Genomic DNA, 15342 nt, shown 5'->3' on the forward strand with positions numbered 1-15342 from the left:
AGACAGCCATGGCAGAAAACGGCGTCAAAACCACATTGTTGGATCGTGCATCAGCAATTGATAGTGTCATCGGAAACAAAGACGGAAGCACGTCTATTGTGCCGTTCTTTGACTTCGCAAGGCAACTGTCTGGCTTGGGACTGGAAGGGACTGATGAGTGGCTGCTTGCACAAAAATTTGCAGAGAACCCCGAGGACGACCCAGTGCTGGAGGGGCAATTTTCTGCGCGACATTATTCCAAGAAATCAGAAGCATTTAGCCTAACTTCCCAAGGAGCGGCCAACAATGCTGCCGACAACGCCGATGAGGCAAATACGGCTGCATCCGAATCTCAGGCTGCACGTGTTGCGTCGATCCTCGCAGCAAGCGTGTCTGGACCATCCGCTATACACAACACCAAGGCTCAGGCCGTCGCCGCTGTAGGGGGTCTGATCGCAGGAAGTATCGTTGATGTGGTGAATGATGAGAGCCGCAACGGCGGATGGTCGCGCTACGAAGTGGTCGCGGGGGCGTTTGTGTTCCGACGTGACATGACGAGCCTAAGCATTGTGACGCCGGAGATGTTTGGCATCGTCGGCGCGGGTGCAAACGACAATGCCCTCTTTATTGCGGCTGAGGCGACAGGCATGCCGGTATATGCGTTTGGGCCGCTCTATAGGCTGGCGGGGGTTGTCTTTGATGATGTGACACGATCCACGCACATCATTTTCAGTTTGTTAACGGAAGTGCGAAACGTCCAGACGAGTGGAACAAAGGTTCCTGCGATTACCGTGAAGGGAAATAAAAGCGCGACGATTTACCAGATCAACTCCTTCGAGAAGTATACCAAAACAAACCCGCCAACTTACGGGCCGACGCTTACTGATATCAGCAATTCTCAGGCTTTGTCTCTGACCGTCAATCTGGAAACGGCACCGTCTGATGTGGAGGCAGGCGACCGGGTGGAGATTTACGAGGACAATGGCCTCACGCTTGAGACGCGATTTGGCACGACATCAGCAGAGATGTCCGACCAAAATTACCGTCAATTCCTGACTGTCGATTCAGTATCCGGTACTCAAGTGTTCTTCAGGGAGTTTCTTGTCTACCCGTTCAAGCCAACAGGAAGCGGCAACATCCTGCGGATGCGCAAGATTAACTTCAAGGAAAGTCCGGTTGTTCTTGGCGGGATGTACACGGGCGGTGTCCCGGCTGGCGGGGGCGTGGCCTTAGAGCTCTGTCACAAAGGGGTCGTCGGTGATTGCAAGGGTCGTGGCAATGCGGTTGATGATCAGCTTTGGGGCGCTCCGGTGTATATGAAGGAGTGTTGGGAAACAGAGCGCAAGCCAACATATGCTGAAAATTGTCTTTTTGCTGCACATACAGTGAAAAATCAGGAATGTCGATTTGGCGCAGCTGGGGGCAAGTCCACAAGCAATGGCGGTCATGTCACTACTGGCGACCACATGTCTCACTACGATGAGATTGTGCTGTCATCGCCCGGTATCTTTTCAGGCGACGCCATGAGCATCGGATCGGGTTTTCGTCGGAATACAGTGGCCAGTTTGATCACGGCGGCGGGCAATTGCTATGGGGTTTGGTTACGCCAATCGAGCGATGACAACGTCTTCTTGTCGGTGCAGTCTTATAACATGATCACGACGATCATTCAGGATTTCGGCAACAGGAACCAGTGGAAGGTAAAGTCTCGCGGCCATCCAGCAGGCGGCGTTGTTGTGGCTGGCGATGATACCGTCATGGACTTGGATATCGAGTGCTTGGGTTTGGCGGTTCAGGTTCGCGGCGGTGTTAAGAGACCGCGTATTCGTGGCCGCGCAGTTTCGACTGGCACAGACTTTACCAGCTTTGATCTGCAGCTTGGCGCTGGCATTGAAGATCCGATCATTGACCTGATGGGTGGACCACGCGGGGTGCAGTTTATTTCGGGGTACACTGCTCCAATCCATGCGGATATCCAGCTGCGCGGGGAAAACCCATTCTCCCTAAGAACTTTCAAAAATGTCGTCGGAGGGTCCGGCGGCCGGAGCATCTCTGGCGTTACAAACACTCCGCAAACGCTGATGATCCCCGGTTACACAGGTGGTGCGCCTGCGCTGGTTCCTTTGCCAGTAATCGCTGGTGATGCGGCTCGAGTATACAACATCGAGCTGCATGCGTCGGTTGGTTTGACAGGCACTCAAACGGCAGGATCCTCTTACCGCGTCCACACCCGCCAAAACACATGGTATGTGCAGACACTATACGAGGGCACCCATCCATTTGCGCCGCGCCTGACTGTCGATGGCACAGAGCTGAAAATTGCCCTGGCAGGGAGCAGTACTCAGACTGTCTATCAGTACATTCAAAGGCTGGCATAGAGGGCCAGACCGAGCGACAAGGGGCATCGAAGAAAGCGCTGACAAATAAGCTTCGTTTTTCTGCCAACATTTTCTTCGCGCTACACGACGGTGCCCGCGCCCCCCTGGATCAGCAGCGTTTGCCCCGCGACATCACCGCCGTTGAACACGGCGTGGGCCGCGGTCAGCCCGGGGATGCCAAGGCTGGCGGCAGTGTCAAAGCTCACGTCATCGGGCAGCGGGACGGCCTGCGCTTGCGGCAGGGCGATATGGGTCGCGGCAGTGCCGAAGGGGCGCTGCCATTGCCCGTTCCAGATCCAGACGCGCTGGCCCACGCGGGCGTGGTCCACACCGTCGCCCACGGCCTCGATCACGCCGGCACCATCGCTATGTGGGATCACTGTCTCGAAGGGGGGATGGGTCATGCCGGGGCGCCCGCGTCGGGATTTCACATCGGACGGGTTGACGCCCGACACCGCCAGACGCACCAGCACCTCGCCCGCAGCGGGGGCAGGGGTTGGCATCTCGGTCAGGGTCAGCACGTCGCGTGCTTCGCCAAGGGTGGAATAGGTGACTGCGCGCATGAGAGCTCCTGATCATGGGGACGGTGTTGTGCCACCTAAGCCCAAGACCGTGGCATGTGCAATTGCGCGGTCAGTCGCGTAGCTCTTTCGGGCCCACACCCCAGAGCCGCGCTTTGGGGGCCCAGCCTTTATAGCCGCCGACCCGCAGGAAACACCATTCAAGGTCGCAGGCCCCGAGCCGCGCGATCACGCCCAGTTCAAGCTCTGCTTCGACGGGGGCTTTGGGGTCGGGGCGGACAAGCAGCTGCAGACGGTCCTGTTCCACCAGAACGGTGCGCGTGCCCGACAAAAGCGAATAATGCACCCAGCCGCCCATACCGTCGCGGTCTTCGACGCGGCGCCAATGGCCATGCTCTGCCGTGATGCGCAGGGGGAGGTCGCGATGTTTGAACACCCAATCGATCCGGTGCGTCAGTGACGGCCCGCGCCGCACGTTCCCCTCGCTCGCTTTCATGGACACGAAACGGGGCACCGGCAGGTTGGTCACCTGGCCGACTTCTTGTGCGAAAACCGGGGTGGTGCACAGGTGAACGGCTGCAAGGGCGCCCAAAAGGACGGAACGTAACATCGGTTTCATGACTGCCTGTCTGGTCTGTTGCCGTTGATTTAATGCAGTTTTGCCCTGCGAGGTTCTTGTGCCTCGTCTCTGCTTGGGACACCATGCCACCAAGCACAGTGCAAAGCCATATTTGGGAGGCCCACAATGTCAAAGCAACCGCTAAGTGTTGTAGTCACGCGACGGTTGCCGGAAGTCGTCGAAAAGCGATTGACGGAACTGTTTCATGTGACGTTGCGCGCGGATGACACGCCGATGACCCGCTCTGAACTGGGCGAGGCGATGAAAACTGCGGATATTCTGGTGCCCACCGTGACCGATGAAATCGACGCGGCACTGATCGGGCAGGCGGGGGACCGGCTGAAACTGATCGCGAACTACGGGGCGGGGGTCGATCATATTGATGTGATGACAGCGCGGCAACGCGGGATTCTGGTGTCCAATACCCCCGGTGTGCTGACGGAAGACACCGCCGATATGACCATGGCGCTGATTCTCGCGGTCACACGGCGCATGTCCGAAGGCATGGCGCAGATGCAAAAAGGCGATTGGCAGGGCTGGGCCCCGACTGCGCTGCTTGGCGGGCGCGTCAGCGGCCGCCGTTTGGGTATTCTGGGGATGGGCCGCATTGGTCAGGCCGTCGCACGGCGCGCGGCTGCCTTTGGCATGCAGGTCCACTACCACAACCGCCGCCGTCTGCGCCCCGAGATCGAAGAGAGCCTTGGCGCGACCTATTGGGAAAGCCTGGACCAGATGGTGGCCCGCATGGACGTGATGAGCATCAACTGCCCGCACACCCCGAGCACCTTCCATCTGATGAACGCCCGCCGCCTGAAGCTGATGAAGCCCGACGCGGTGATCGTAAACACCTCCCGGGGGGAGGTGATCGACGAAAACGCGCTGACGCGGATGCTGCGCGCGGGCGAGCTGCAAGGCGCAGGGCTGGACGTGTATGAACACGGCACCGACATCAACCCGCGCTTGCGCGAACTGACCAATGTCGTGCTCTTGCCGCATATGGGGTCTGCGACGCTCGAAGGGCGGGTAGAGATGGGCGAGAAGGTCATCATCAACATCAAGACCTTCGAAGACGGGCACCGTCCGCCGGATCAGGTCGTGCCCTCGATGCTTTAGGCGCAGCGCCTGTGCGGTTCAATTTGCGCTGGCGCTAAAAACAAGTAGGTTGACCCCGAGCACCGGAACGGGGAGGGGACCATGCTTGCACAGCACATTGTGAAACACATCGGGCGGACCTGCGCAGCCATCGCCATAGGTGGTTGTCTAATCGCAAGGCCGCAGTCAAGCCTTGATGCAAAAGCACGGCCTATCGAAATGCCTTTAGAGCATTTCGGCCTCCGGTTCTTGCTCAGTTCGCTCTCAGCACGTTTATGTTATCGAGGTCATGCGTGTGTCCGGGGCATGGTTGTCTCCGCGGTCAGCACTTGGCTGCCGCATTTTGGGTTCCGCAGGTGAAGCCTTCCATTGTTTTGCACGCAGTCTGTAATAGCTGCTGCCACGTCTTTCGGATTGGCCTGACCTCCGTCCACGACAGGGACGCCTCCTCGCATCAAGTTATGATGCGCTGAGCTCGGTGTGCGAGGGACAATGCATTAGGCGAGTTCCTCGCGCGTTGGAATAAAGGTTTGACCGGTCTTCAGCATGGAATGCATGATGACGGCGAGTTTGCGAGCAACGGCGACCGCCGCCCGCTTGAAGCCAAGGCGTTCGCGCAATTGAAGCCCCCAGGTTTTTAGATCACTGACCGTTTCGGCTCGTGTCCTCGTAAGCAACGAGGTCGCAGCCTCGTAGAGGAGCCCACGCAATCGTTGATCCCCCCTTCGAGAGATGTGGCCGTTAAAATCCATCTCTCCCGATTGGTATCGGCGTGTAGTGAGGCCAAGCCATGCGCCGACAGATCGGGACTTCGGAAAGTTCTTCGGGTCTTCGATAGCGGCCACATAGGAAACTGCTGTGATCGCCCCAACGCCTGGTATCGTCATGAGCAAACGCGTGCTTTGGCACTGTCGCGCCGCCAACAAGAGCTGGCGGCTGAGCGTAGACGCCCGCTCCCTGACAGCTTGCCAAGCTTCAAGCAGCGGATAGATGATCCCTTTCAACTCGACGTGTCCGTCCAGTAGATCGTTAACCTTTTCTATGAACACCCGGCCTTTGCTCTTGGGCACGACAAGACCGAAAGTCTTCATCAAACCACGGATCTGATTGGTCAATTGTGTCGTGATGGCCAAGAGTTGGGTGCGGGCTGCAACCAATGACCGGATCAGCATCGCTTCGAACGACTTGACCCTGACAGCCTTATAGAAGCCGGTTTCGGCAAGTTTGGCCAATCCCTCAGCATCGTTTGCATCGGTCTTGTTCAGCGTCTCACCCAGAATTTTCTGAGCATGCCGCGCCTCAATGCAGATCGCCCGGAGTCCTTCCCCCGTTAAGGCATGAAAGAACCAAGTGGCGAGTGGGCCAGTTTCGAAAACGACGCTCAGGGGGTCGTCCGCATGCTTCCGAACCGCCTGCGCAATAATTCCCGGGTCGGAGGGACATTTCCCGCGCCATATTCTTTTGCCGTCTTCTCGGATTGAGATCGCGGTATCCTTCAACGAAACGTCAAGCCCTATGTACTGGCCCATGCTCAATCTCCATCTGTTGCTTCGAACAAGACCCTTTCGGATCACGCTCTGGATCATACCGGAGAAAAAACATTTCGATGCCATGACGAAACGCGGAGTGACAGAGCGATTACCCCATGTTTTGTAAGCGGGGCCGCTTTCGCGCAACAGGCCGCCGATAGTGTCGCGCCCGAAGGTGCCAGCCAAGGCAGCTTTACCGGCATGTCGCCGCGGATCACCGCCGCCTTCGAGGCTAAGGATGCTGGCAAACCCGTCATCGCCCAGAACTGGATGGTCGCCGCCGCCAACCCTCATGCGGTTCAGGCGGGGGCGGATGTGCTGGCACGGGGGGGCACCGCTGCCGATGCGCTGGTCGCCGTCCAAGCGATGCTGGGGCTGGTGGAGCCGCAAAGCTCTGGCCTGGGCGGCGGGGCGTTTCTGGTCTGGTATGACGCCGCATCGGGCAGGCTGACCACGCTGGACGGGCGCGAAACCGCGCCGCTGGCGGTCACGCCGCAATTGTTTCAGGACGACCAAGGTGTGCCGCTAGGGTTCTTTGACGCCGTCGTTGGCGGGCGGTCGGTCGGTACGCCGGGCACCCCTGCATTGATGGCCGCAGCGCATGAGAAATGGGGCAACCAGCCCTGGGCCGAGCTGCTGGCCCCCTCTGTCGCCTTGGCCGAGAAGGGCTTTGCCGTGTCCCCACGTCTTGCGGGGCTGGTGGCTGATGACGCCGAACGGCTGGCAACGTCGGAAACGACAGCATCCTATTTCATGCCGAACGGCACGCCGGTTCAGGCGGGCGATACGCTCAAGAATCCCGATTATGCCCGCACGGTCGCGGCGATGGCTGAACGCGGGGTGGAGGCTTTCTATACCGGCGACATTGCGCGCGACATCGTGGGGGCTGTCCAAGGGGCTAACAACCCCGGTGTGCTGTCAGAGGTCGATCTGTCGATCTATCGGGTCAAGGAACGCGACGCCCTTTGCGCGCCCTATCACGGGCATGAGGTCTGCGGCATGGGGCCGCCGTCCTCTGGCGCGCTGGCCGTTGGGCAAATACTGGGGCTGCTGGAAAACGCGGACCTGAGCGCCGGACCGGCGGACGCAGATGTGCTGCGGCTGATCGGCGATGCCTCGCGGCTCGCCTTTGCGGATCGGGGGCGCTATGTGGCCGATACCGATTATGTGCCCGTGCCGGTGACCGGTATGCTCGACCCATCCTATCTGGCGGAACGCGCCAAGCTGTTGCAGGGCGACGATGCGCTGCCGGAAGTCACCGCGGGCGCGCCCGCTTTCGACCATGCCCTAAACTTTGCCGATGATATCTCTATCGAGCTGCCATCGACCTCGCATGTGTCGATCGTGGACAGCATGGGCAATGTCGCGAGCATGACCACCACCATCGAAAACGGCTTTGGGAGCCGACTGATGGTGCGCGGGTTTTTGTTGAACAACGAGCTGACGGATTTCTCTTTCCGGTCGCATACCGATGGCGTGCCGATTGCCAATCGGGTCGAGCTGGGAAAACGCCCGCGCTCGTCGATGGCACCGACGATTGTGATGAAGGATGGCGCGCCGGTTCTGGCCGTGGGCAGCCCCGGTGGCAGCCGCATCATCGGCTATGTCGCGGGCGCGATCATTGCGCATCTGGATTGGGGGATGGATGTGCAACAGGCCGCCGCACTGCCCCATGCGATCAACCGGTTCGGCCCCTACGACCTTGAGGAAGGCACCGACGCCGCCGCGATGGCCGATGCGCTGATGGGGCTTGGCTATGAGGTGAACACCCGCGCGCTGACCTCGGGGTTGCATATGATTTCGATTGGCGATGACCTGCGCGGCGGGGCTGACCCGCGCCGCGAAGGCATTGCCCTTGGCGAGTGATCGCCCATTCTGAACCAAAGGAAAGACCATATGGCACAGGCCACCGACATGCCCCGCAACGAGACCGGGATCGACACCGCTTTGGGTATCCTCAAGCAGCAATTCGGCGAACGCTTCCAGACGGGCGAAGCGATCCGCGAACAGCACGGGCATACGACGACCTGGATCAGAAATCAGGCCCCCGATGCCGTGATCTTTGCCCGTTCGACCGACGATGTCGCGGCTGTGGTCAAGGTCTGCGCCGCGCATAAGGTGCCGGTCATCGCCTTCGGCACCGGCACCTCGCTTGAAGGGCATGTGAATGCGCCCGCGGGGGGCGTGTCGATTGACGTCACGCAGATGGACGCGGTGGTCGAGGTCAACGCCGGCGATCTGGATTGCCGCGTGCAACCCGGCGTCACCCGCGAGGCGCTGAACACCCATTTGCGGGATCAGGGCCTGTTCTTTCCCATTGATCCCGGGGCCAATGCCTCGCTTGGCGGGATGACGGCGACGCGGGCCTCGGGCACCAACGCGGTACGCTATGGCACGATGAAGGACAACGTGCTGGCGGTCGAGGCGGTGATGGCCGATGGCACGGTGATCCGCACCGGGGCACGGGCCCGCAAATCATCTGCGGGTTACGATCTGACGCGTCTGATGGTGGGCTCTGAAGGGACATTGGGCGTGATCACCGAAATCACGTTGAAGCTACAAGGCATCCCCGAGGCGATCAGCTCTGCCCGCTGTTCCTTCCCCACGGTCGAGGCGGCCTGCGAAACGGTGCAAAACGTGATCCAATACGGGCTGCCCGTCGCACGAATAGAGCTGCTGGACGCGATGGTCGTGCGCGCGGTGAATGGCTATGCCAAACTGTCGCTGCCCGAAACGCCGATGTTGCTGCTGGAGTTCCATGGCTCTGACGCTGGTGTGGTCGAACAGACCGAAACATTCGCCGCACTCGCCGATGAAAACGGCGGCACCGACTATCAGGCGACCACCACGATGGAGGAACGCAACAAGCTGTGGCAAGCGCGGCATGATGCCTATTGGGCGATGCTGGCCCTGCGCCCCGGCTGCAAGGCGGTGGCGACCGACGTTTGTGTGCCGATCTCAAGGCTGGCCGAAGCGGTCGGCCGCGCGAACGCCAAAGCGGCGGAGCTGGGTCTGATCGCGCCCATCGTCGGCCACGCAGGCGATGGCAATTTCCACGCCTCGCTGCTTCTGGATATGGACGACGCGGATGAAGTCGCCCGCGCCGAAGATTTCATTAGCTGGCTCAACGAGCTCGCGATCTCGATGGAGGGGACATGCACCGGAGAGCATGGCATCGGACAGGGCAAACGCCCCTATCTGGTCAAGGAACTGGGAGCGGCCGTGGGCGTCATGGGCGCGATCAAACAGGCGCTGGACCCCGATAACATTATGAACCCGGGCAAGATTCTTCCCGAATCCCTGGCGTAGTCGGGGCGGCGCGGGCGGTATATCGATCCCTGCCACGGGCAGGGATGCGATGCCTCCGGCGGGGATTTTTAACCATTTGGAAGCGGCCTGCGCGCGAGTTTTTCGACGTTGGTCGCATTTGTGCTGTCTTTGGTCGGCTGGGTTCTGCGTTTTGCGCGGGGGCTGCTAAATGTCGCTAAGACCTATTCTGGCGGAGCATTGGATTCATGAAAACTCAAGTCAAAGCACTGGTTGTGGGCGGCGGTGCCGTTGGCACGTCGATTGCCTATCATCTGGCCCGCGCCGGATGGGATGATGTGATGTTGCTTGAGCGGGACGAGCTGACCTCGGGGTCTACATGGCACGCGGCAGGGTTGCTGCCCTATTTCAACATGTCCTATGCGACGACCCACATCCACGACTATTCAATCAAGTTCTACAAGACGCTTGAGGAAGAGACCGGCCTGAACGCGGGCTTTGCCGTGGTGGGGAACCTGCGTATGGCGCAGACGGACGAACGCATGGACGAATACATGCTCTATGCCTCCACCGCCGAGACCTGCGGCGTGCCCTATACTTTCATGACGCCGGACGAGATCAAGGCAAAATGGCCGCTCATCAAGACCGACGATCTGAAAGGTGCGCTGTATCACGAAACCGATGGCTACATTAATCCCGCCGATGTCACCATGGCGATGGCCAAGGGCGCGCGGCAGCGGGGCGTGGCGATCGAGCGTAAGTGGCAGGCGGATGCCTTTCACTGGAATGGCGCGGCATGGGAAGTGACCGTCACCAAGATGGTCGAGAAGGGCGGGAACCTTGTCCCCTCGGACGAGCAGGTCGTGATCACCGCCGAGCACGTCGTCACCGCTAGCGGCAACCACGCGCAGCGCACCGCCAAGATGCTGGGCATCAAGATGCCTGCCATTCCGGTTGAACATACGTTTATCGTGATGGATCAGGACCCCGAGCTGGTCAAATGGCGCGCCGACGGCAATCCGGAGCATCCGGTCGTGCGCGACGCCGACAATGAATCCTACGCCCGCGAAGAGCGGGGCGGCTGGATTTTGGGCATCTATGAGCGCGGCGCGCCTGCACGGTTCGAATATGGGGTGCCGGACAGCTTCCGGGCCGATCTGTTTCCGCTGGATCTGGACCGGATCGCGGATCAGTATATGGCCATGGCCGACCGCGTCCCGTCTTGTGCGGACTCCGGCCTCAAGGACGATTTCAACGGGCCGATCTGCTATACGCCCGACGGCAACCCGCTGGTTGGTCCGGCACCCGGCCTGCGCAATATGTGGCTGGCCGAAGGGTTCTCTTTCGGGATCACGGCTGCGGGGGGCACGGGCTACTACCTTGCGCAGATGATGGTCGAGGGCGAGGCCGAGATCGACATGGCGTCGCTGGACCCCAAACGCTATGGCGACTGGATGACCACCGAATATGCCGCGCGCAAGAACGAAGAGGCCTATGAGCACGTCTATATCCTGCACCACCCGGATGAGGAGCGCCCCGCGTGTCGGCCCTTGCGCACCTCGCCTGCCTATGACCGTCAGGCCGCCCGTGGCGCACAGTTCGGCCATGTGAACGGGTGGGAACGCCCGAACTACTTTGCGCCGCTGGGGTTCAATGACCACGACAGCCGGTCCTTCCGGCGCGGCGGCTGGTGGCAGCATGCGGTCGATGAGGCCAAGGCGATCCGCGAGGGCGTGGGCCTGATCGATGCGACCGCCTTTACCAAACATCTGGTCAAGGGGCCGGGGGCCACTGCCTTTCTGGATTGGTTCACCTGCAACAAGTTGCCCTCCGTCGGGCGCATCAACCTGACCTATGCGCTGACAATCAACGGCACCACGCGCACCGAATATACCATCGTGCGGCTCGCTCAGGATGAATACTACCTTGTGTCCGCCGGGGCCTGGACGGCCTATGACAGTGATTTCCTGCGCAAGGCCATCGCCGATAAAACGCCCGAATTCGGGTATGTCGAATGCCATGACGTGACCACTCAATGGGGTGTCTTTGCCATCGCGGGCCCCAAATCGCGCGATGTCCTGAACGAGGTCATCAAGGATGCGGACCCCGAGACGGTGCTGAGCAATAAGCGGTTCCCTTGGCTGACCATGCGCAATATCGAGCTGGGGATGGTCCCCGTCCGCGCCATCCGCGTCGCTTATACCGGAGAGCTCGGCTGGGAACTGCACCACCCGATAGAGATGCAGAACCACCTGTTCGATCTGCTGGAGAAGGCGGGCGAGAAACACGAGATGAAACTGGTCGGCGCGCGGGCACAGAACTGGCTGCGGCAAGAGAAATCCTACCGCGCTTTCGGCAATGAACTGGGCCGCGATGCCACCCCGCTAGAGGCCGATCTGCCGCGCTTTGTCGACCTGTCCAAGGACTTCCACGGCAAGGACGCAATGCAAGCCCATGGCATTCGCAGCAAATGTGTGACCTTGCTGATCGACGGGCCCGACGACGCAGACCCTTGGGGCCGCGAAGTGCTGTATCACGGCGACACCCGCGTTGGCCGCCTGACCTCGGGCGGGTATTCGGTGGCCTTCGGGAAATCCATCGGCATGGGCTACGTCAAACCCGACATCGCGGTGGTTGGCACAAAGCTGAAGGTCAAGATGTTCGACCAGCTATGGGACGCCGAAGTGGTGGAGGACAGCCCCTACGACCCAAAAAACGCAACGATCCGTGTGGATGGGTGACGCTTAATGGTTTCTTAATTAAAGGCGCTCATTGTCGTATTCGAAGTAATATCAGGTACGGCATGATAACAGAACTTGAACACAAATCGGTTTCCGACCTGCTTGCTCTGCATGCAGAAGTGTCGGCAAGGCTAAGGTCAAGCGGCGCAGTACGGTCATCCAACAACCCTGCGGGCGACTATGCGGAAACGCTGTTTTGTCGCGCTTTTGGCTGGGACATGGCTGCCAGTTCCGAGAAGGGCTATGACGCGCTGGACAGGGACGGCTTACGTTACCAAATAAAATCGCGCCGGTTGACGGCCTCGAATACCTCGCGGCAATTGTCTGCACTGCGCAATCTGGAAGCCAAGCCGTTTGACTTCTTGGCCGGTGTGCTGTTCTCTTCGGATTATTCCGTTTTTAAGGCGGCGATTATTCCGCACGATCTAGTTCTGAAAAATACCCGTGTTTCAACCCATACTAACAGCCGTTTATTTTATCTTCGCGACGCGGTGTGGGCATGGCAAAACGTGCGCGACGTTACCTTAACTTTAACTCGTGTGAAAATTTAAGGCGGAAATCTTCTCGTCAGTCCGATGCTCTCAGGCGTTCCCTTACCGCACCTGACGCCGCGAAAGCCAGTTGTCCCAGCTGCTGGGGCTACCGGCATAGACGTTGATGTCGATGTCTCCGGCGGCTCCGGGGACGCGGCCGGTGCTGGTGTATTGCCAGAAGGTCCAGCGCTCGTCGGGGTATTTCTCGGACGGGTGGGCGGCGGTGGAGCGGAGCCAGAATTCAACACCGCGCAGACGCCCCATGTCATTCTGGGCATAGAACTCCGGCGTGGTGTAGACGACGGGCTGCTGCCCGTAATGCGCGCGCAGGATGCTTAGGAACGTCTGCGCGTTGCGGCGGACGGTATCGGCGGGCGGGCGCAGGGTGCAGGTGGGGGAAAAGGGGTTCCACTCCAGATCCAGCACGGGGGGCAGCATGCCCGGCGCTTTGGGCACGTTTTCGATGAACCAGCGGGCCTGTTTCTCGGGCGTCGTGCAGAAATAGTAGAAGTGATAGGCCCCGCGGGCGACACCGGCGCGGCCGGCACCCTCCCAGTGGTTCTGGAACATCGGGTCCAGCAGATCGCCGCCTTCGGTGGCTTTGATGAAGGCGAAGTTCACGCCGGAGACGCGGGCCTCGCCCCAGTTCAGCGGTTGCTGGAAGCGCGCCACATCGATGCCGTGCACCGCATAGCGGTCGGGGCTTTGGCCGGGCCAGTCGAACGGCTTGCGGTCGCCGAAATTGGCCGCCGTCACATCCCCCACAGGGACCGAGAGTTGCGGCGCACCACAGGCCGAAAGGGCAAGGGCAGAGAGGAGGGCAAGAACGCGAAGTCGGGGCATAGGGTCACGGCTTTCGTGCGATAAAGGCCAGATTATTGGCGGGCATGTCGATCCTGTCGATCGGGCTTAGTGCAGCATCGCTGAGCCAACGCGTGATGTCGACCGTATCCTTGTACCCGATCGCAGGATCGGCGGTGCGCAGCTCGGCGTCGAATTTCGCATCTCCGTCGGAGGTGAGCACACCCTGCCGGCGGAACGGACCATAGAGGATCAACGTGCCACCGGGGGCGAGCGCAAGCGCGGCTTCGGTGATGAGCATCTGTGCGGCCTCTGTCGGGATCAGATGTAGCAGGTTGGCGAGGAAGATCAGGTCTTGCGGTGGCAATGGCTTGTGCCAACCCGCCGCTGTTGCATCCAGCGGGGCGGCGGGGGCGACGTTGGTCAGCCCGGCCTCGGCGATATAGGCGTCGATGCTGGCGCGGCGGTCGGGGGCGGGCTCGGTCGGCTGCCAGTGCAAATCGGGTAGGGCGCGGGCGAAGGCGGCAATATGTTGCCCCGTCCCGCTGGCAATCTCGAGCGCGCGACCTGTCTGAGGTGCATGGTCACGCAGCAGGTCACACAGGGCGTCTTTGTTCCGGTCGGCGGCGGGGGCGTGCAGCATGGCACCGCGGGTGGGCAGAGCGACGCTGGCGCTTGGGGGAAGCTTGGCTGTCATGCGCGCAGCCTATCGGGGCGCAGTGCCTCGACCACGGGATCGGGTAGCGACGGCGCGTTGCCGAGGGTCAGATCGGCCACCAGTTGCGAGGCGGCGGCGCTGGTCTGGAAACCGTACCCGCCTTGTCCCGCGCTCCAGATGAAGTCGGGCTGGGCGGGATCGGGACCCAGCACCAACGTGCGGTCCACGGCAAAGCTGCGCAGCCCCGCCCATGTCGCGATGGGTTTCGTCAGCGGCACGGCGACCATGTTCTGATACCGCTCCAGCCCTTCGGCCAGCACCATGTCGTCGGCCCATGCGTCCTGCGGTTCGGTCGCGTCCTCATCGGCGGGCGAGATCAGCAGCGCGCCCGCGTCAGGCTTGGCGTACCATGTTTCGCCCACGCCAAAAAACATCGGCCAGCGCGACAGGTCATGCCCGCCCGGTGCCGCAATGCGGGCCATGGACCGGCGGTAGGGGGTGATGCCGATGGGGGGCACACCAGCCAGAATGGCGATCTGGTCGGCCCAGGCTCCGGCGGCGTTGACCAGTTTTGCGGCGTGATGGATGTGCGGGCCTGCGGTGACCTTCCACGTATTGCCCGTGCGGGTGATGGATGTGATGGGATGCCCGGTTTCAATCCGCCCGCCATTGCCGCGCAGCTCCTTGGCGAAATCCTGCAGCAGACGGTCGGTATCAATATCATGGGCGTCAGCGTGGTAGCCGGCAAAGGCGATGCGCTCGGCGGCCAGGATCGGCACAAGGCGGAGCGCATCGTCGGGGGTGATCTGTTCGACCCCCATATGGGCGAGATCGCTGTGAAACGCCTCTTCCTCGTGGCGGTCGGCGATGATCATCAGGCCGCGCGGGGACAGGTAGCCGCCGTCGCGCAGATAGTCGACGGTGGCCTTGTTCAGCGCCTGCACAGAGGGCGCACCGTAATTCTCTTCGATCAGCGCGGCCGACCGGCCAGAGGCGTGATAGCCAAGCGCTTTTTCCCCTTCAATCACCGTGACTTTTGCATCACCAGACAGGCGCGCCGCGGCCGAGATGCCCGCGATGCCGCCGCCGATGACAAGGATATCGGATGTGCTTTCTGTCATAGGTACCCCCTGTCCCTTGCACTGGTTTCGCGCAGGCCTGTCCCGCCGGCCCCAAGCTCTTTGATTATGGGTGACATGGGCCGGTGGGACGTGCAACCGCGCG

Annotated in this window: 11 protein-coding genes and 1 pseudogene; 6 read left to right on the forward strand and 6 right to left on the reverse strand. The window is 60.9% G+C overall.

Going from position 1 to position 15342, the window contains the following annotated elements; translation table 11 throughout:
- Window positions 1-8 precede the first annotated feature (8 nt).
- Window positions 9-2357: a hypothetical protein gene (locus AB1495_RS09890; protein ID WP_074635344.1), complete on the forward strand. Its 2349-nt coding sequence runs from the start codon at window positions 9-11 to the stop codon at window positions 2355-2357.
- 86 nt (window positions 2358-2443) lie between these two features.
- Here the strand turns inward: AB1495_RS09890 and AB1495_RS09895 are convergent.
- Both AB1495_RS09895 and AB1495_RS09900 read right to left on the reverse strand, forming a co-directional pair.
- Window positions 2444-2920 (reverse strand): annotated as a pseudogene (locus AB1495_RS09895) (alcohol dehydrogenase catalytic domain-containing protein); the annotation flags it as partial.
- A gap of 70 nt (window positions 2921-2990) precedes the next feature.
- On the reverse strand, window positions 2991-3497 hold the full coding sequence (locus AB1495_RS09900; RefSeq protein WP_005852039.1) for an SH3 domain-containing protein: 507 nt from the start codon (window positions 3495-3497) through the stop codon (window positions 2991-2993).
- Between the two features lie 126 nt (window positions 3498-3623).
- Between AB1495_RS09900 and AB1495_RS09905 the strand changes: the two genes are divergently transcribed.
- Window positions 3624-4610 (forward strand): D-glycerate dehydrogenase, encoded by a 987-nt coding sequence (locus AB1495_RS09905; RefSeq protein WP_037954222.1) that lies wholly within the window; start codon window positions 3624-3626, stop codon window positions 4608-4610.
- Window positions 4611-5086: 476 nt separating this feature from the next.
- Here the strand turns inward: AB1495_RS09905 and AB1495_RS09910 are convergent, their stop codons facing one another.
- A complete protein-coding gene (locus AB1495_RS09910) occupies window positions 5087-6118 on the reverse strand; it encodes an IS110 family transposase (RefSeq protein ID WP_074637878.1) in 1032 nt (343 codons plus the stop codon).
- Window positions 6119-6319: 201 nt separating this feature from the next.
- Between AB1495_RS09910 and ggt the strand changes: the two genes are divergently transcribed.
- From ggt to AB1495_RS09930, 4 genes are all read left to right on the forward strand, one after another.
- Window positions 6320-7984, forward strand: coding sequence for a gamma-glutamyltransferase (gene ggt / locus AB1495_RS09915; RefSeq protein ID WP_367581963.1), 1665 nt, complete (start codon window positions 6320-6322; stop codon window positions 7982-7984).
- Between the two features lie 30 nt (window positions 7985-8014).
- Window positions 8015-9427 carry an FAD-binding oxidoreductase gene (locus AB1495_RS09920; RefSeq protein ID WP_074635347.1) on the forward strand — a complete coding sequence of 471 codons (1413 nt, stop codon included), beginning with the start codon at window positions 8015-8017 and terminating at the stop codon, window positions 9425-9427.
- Window positions 9428-9633: 206 nt separating this feature from the next.
- Window positions 9634-12126: an FAD-dependent oxidoreductase gene (locus tag AB1495_RS09925; RefSeq protein WP_074635349.1), complete on the forward strand. Its 2493-nt coding sequence runs from the start codon at window positions 9634-9636 to the stop codon at window positions 12124-12126.
- 62 nt (window positions 12127-12188) lie between these two features.
- Window positions 12189-12677 (forward strand): hypothetical protein, encoded by a 489-nt coding sequence (locus AB1495_RS09930; RefSeq protein WP_197145929.1) that lies wholly within the window; start codon window positions 12189-12191, stop codon window positions 12675-12677.
- A 42-nt stretch (window positions 12678-12719) separates the two neighbouring features.
- On the opposite strand, the gene AB1495_RS09935 is transcribed toward AB1495_RS09930, so the two are convergent.
- The 3 genes from AB1495_RS09935 to AB1495_RS09945 are packed head-to-tail and all read right to left on the reverse strand — an operon-like array spanning window position 12720 to window position 15239.
- Window positions 12720-13502 (reverse strand): GH25 family lysozyme, encoded by a 783-nt coding sequence (locus tag AB1495_RS09935; protein WP_074635351.1) that lies wholly within the window; start codon window positions 13500-13502, stop codon window positions 12720-12722.
- 4 nt (window positions 13503-13506) lie between these two features.
- Window positions 13507-14157, reverse strand: coding sequence for a DUF938 domain-containing protein (locus tag AB1495_RS09940; RefSeq protein ID WP_074635352.1), 651 nt, complete (start codon window positions 14155-14157; stop codon window positions 13507-13509).
- Window positions 14154-15239 (reverse strand): FAD-binding oxidoreductase, encoded by a 1086-nt coding sequence (locus tag AB1495_RS09945; protein ID WP_074635354.1) that lies wholly within the window; start codon window positions 15237-15239, stop codon window positions 14154-14156. The genes AB1495_RS09940 and AB1495_RS09945 overlap by 4 nt, the downstream gene beginning before the upstream one ends.
- Window positions 15240-15342 lie beyond the last annotated feature (103 nt).

This window comes from Sulfitobacter pontiacus (assembly GCF_040790665.1).
GTDB classification, from domain to species: Bacteria; Pseudomonadota; Alphaproteobacteria; order Rhodobacterales; family Rhodobacteraceae; genus Sulfitobacter; species Sulfitobacter pontiacus.

Bases quoted from the DNA above. Each gene is read 5' to 3' on its own strand.
- AB1495_RS09940 (WP_074635352.1), bottom strand. From the start codon at position 14,157: ATGACAGCCAAGCTTCCCCCAAGCGCCAGCGTCGCTCTGCCCACCCGC.
- AB1495_RS09935 (WP_074635351.1), bottom strand. From the start codon at position 13,502: ATGCCCCGACTTCGCGTTCTTGCCCTCCTCTCTGCCCTTGCCCTTTCG.
- AB1495_RS09925 (WP_074635349.1), top strand. From the start codon at position 9,634: ATGAAAACTCAAGTCAAAGCACTGGTTGTGGGCGGCGGTGCCGTTGGC.
- ggt (WP_367581963.1), top strand. From the start codon at position 6,320: ATGTCGCCGCGGATCACCGCCGCCTTCGAGGCTAAGGATGCTGGCAAA.
- AB1495_RS09900 (WP_005852039.1), bottom strand. From the start codon at position 3,497: ATGAAACCGATGTTACGTTCCGTCCTTTTGGGCGCCCTTGCAGCCGTT.
- AB1495_RS09920 (WP_074635347.1), top strand. From the start codon at position 8,015: ATGGCACAGGCCACCGACATGCCCCGCAACGAGACCGGGATCGACACC.
- AB1495_RS09910 (WP_074637878.1), bottom strand. From the start codon at position 6,118: ATGGGCCAGTACATAGGGCTTGACGTTTCGTTGAAGGATACCGCGATC.
- AB1495_RS09930 (WP_197145929.1), top strand. From the start codon at position 12,189: ATGATAACAGAACTTGAACACAAATCGGTTTCCGACCTGCTTGCTCTG.
- AB1495_RS09945 (WP_074635354.1), bottom strand. From the start codon at position 15,239: ATGACAGAAAGCACATCCGATATCCTTGTCATCGGCGGCGGCATCGCG.
- AB1495_RS09905 (WP_037954222.1), top strand. From the start codon at position 3,624: ATGTCAAAGCAACCGCTAAGTGTTGTAGTCACGCGACGGTTGCCGGAA.
- AB1495_RS09890 (WP_074635344.1), top strand. From the start codon at position 9: ATGGCAGAAAACGGCGTCAAAACCACATTGTTGGATCGTGCATCAGCA.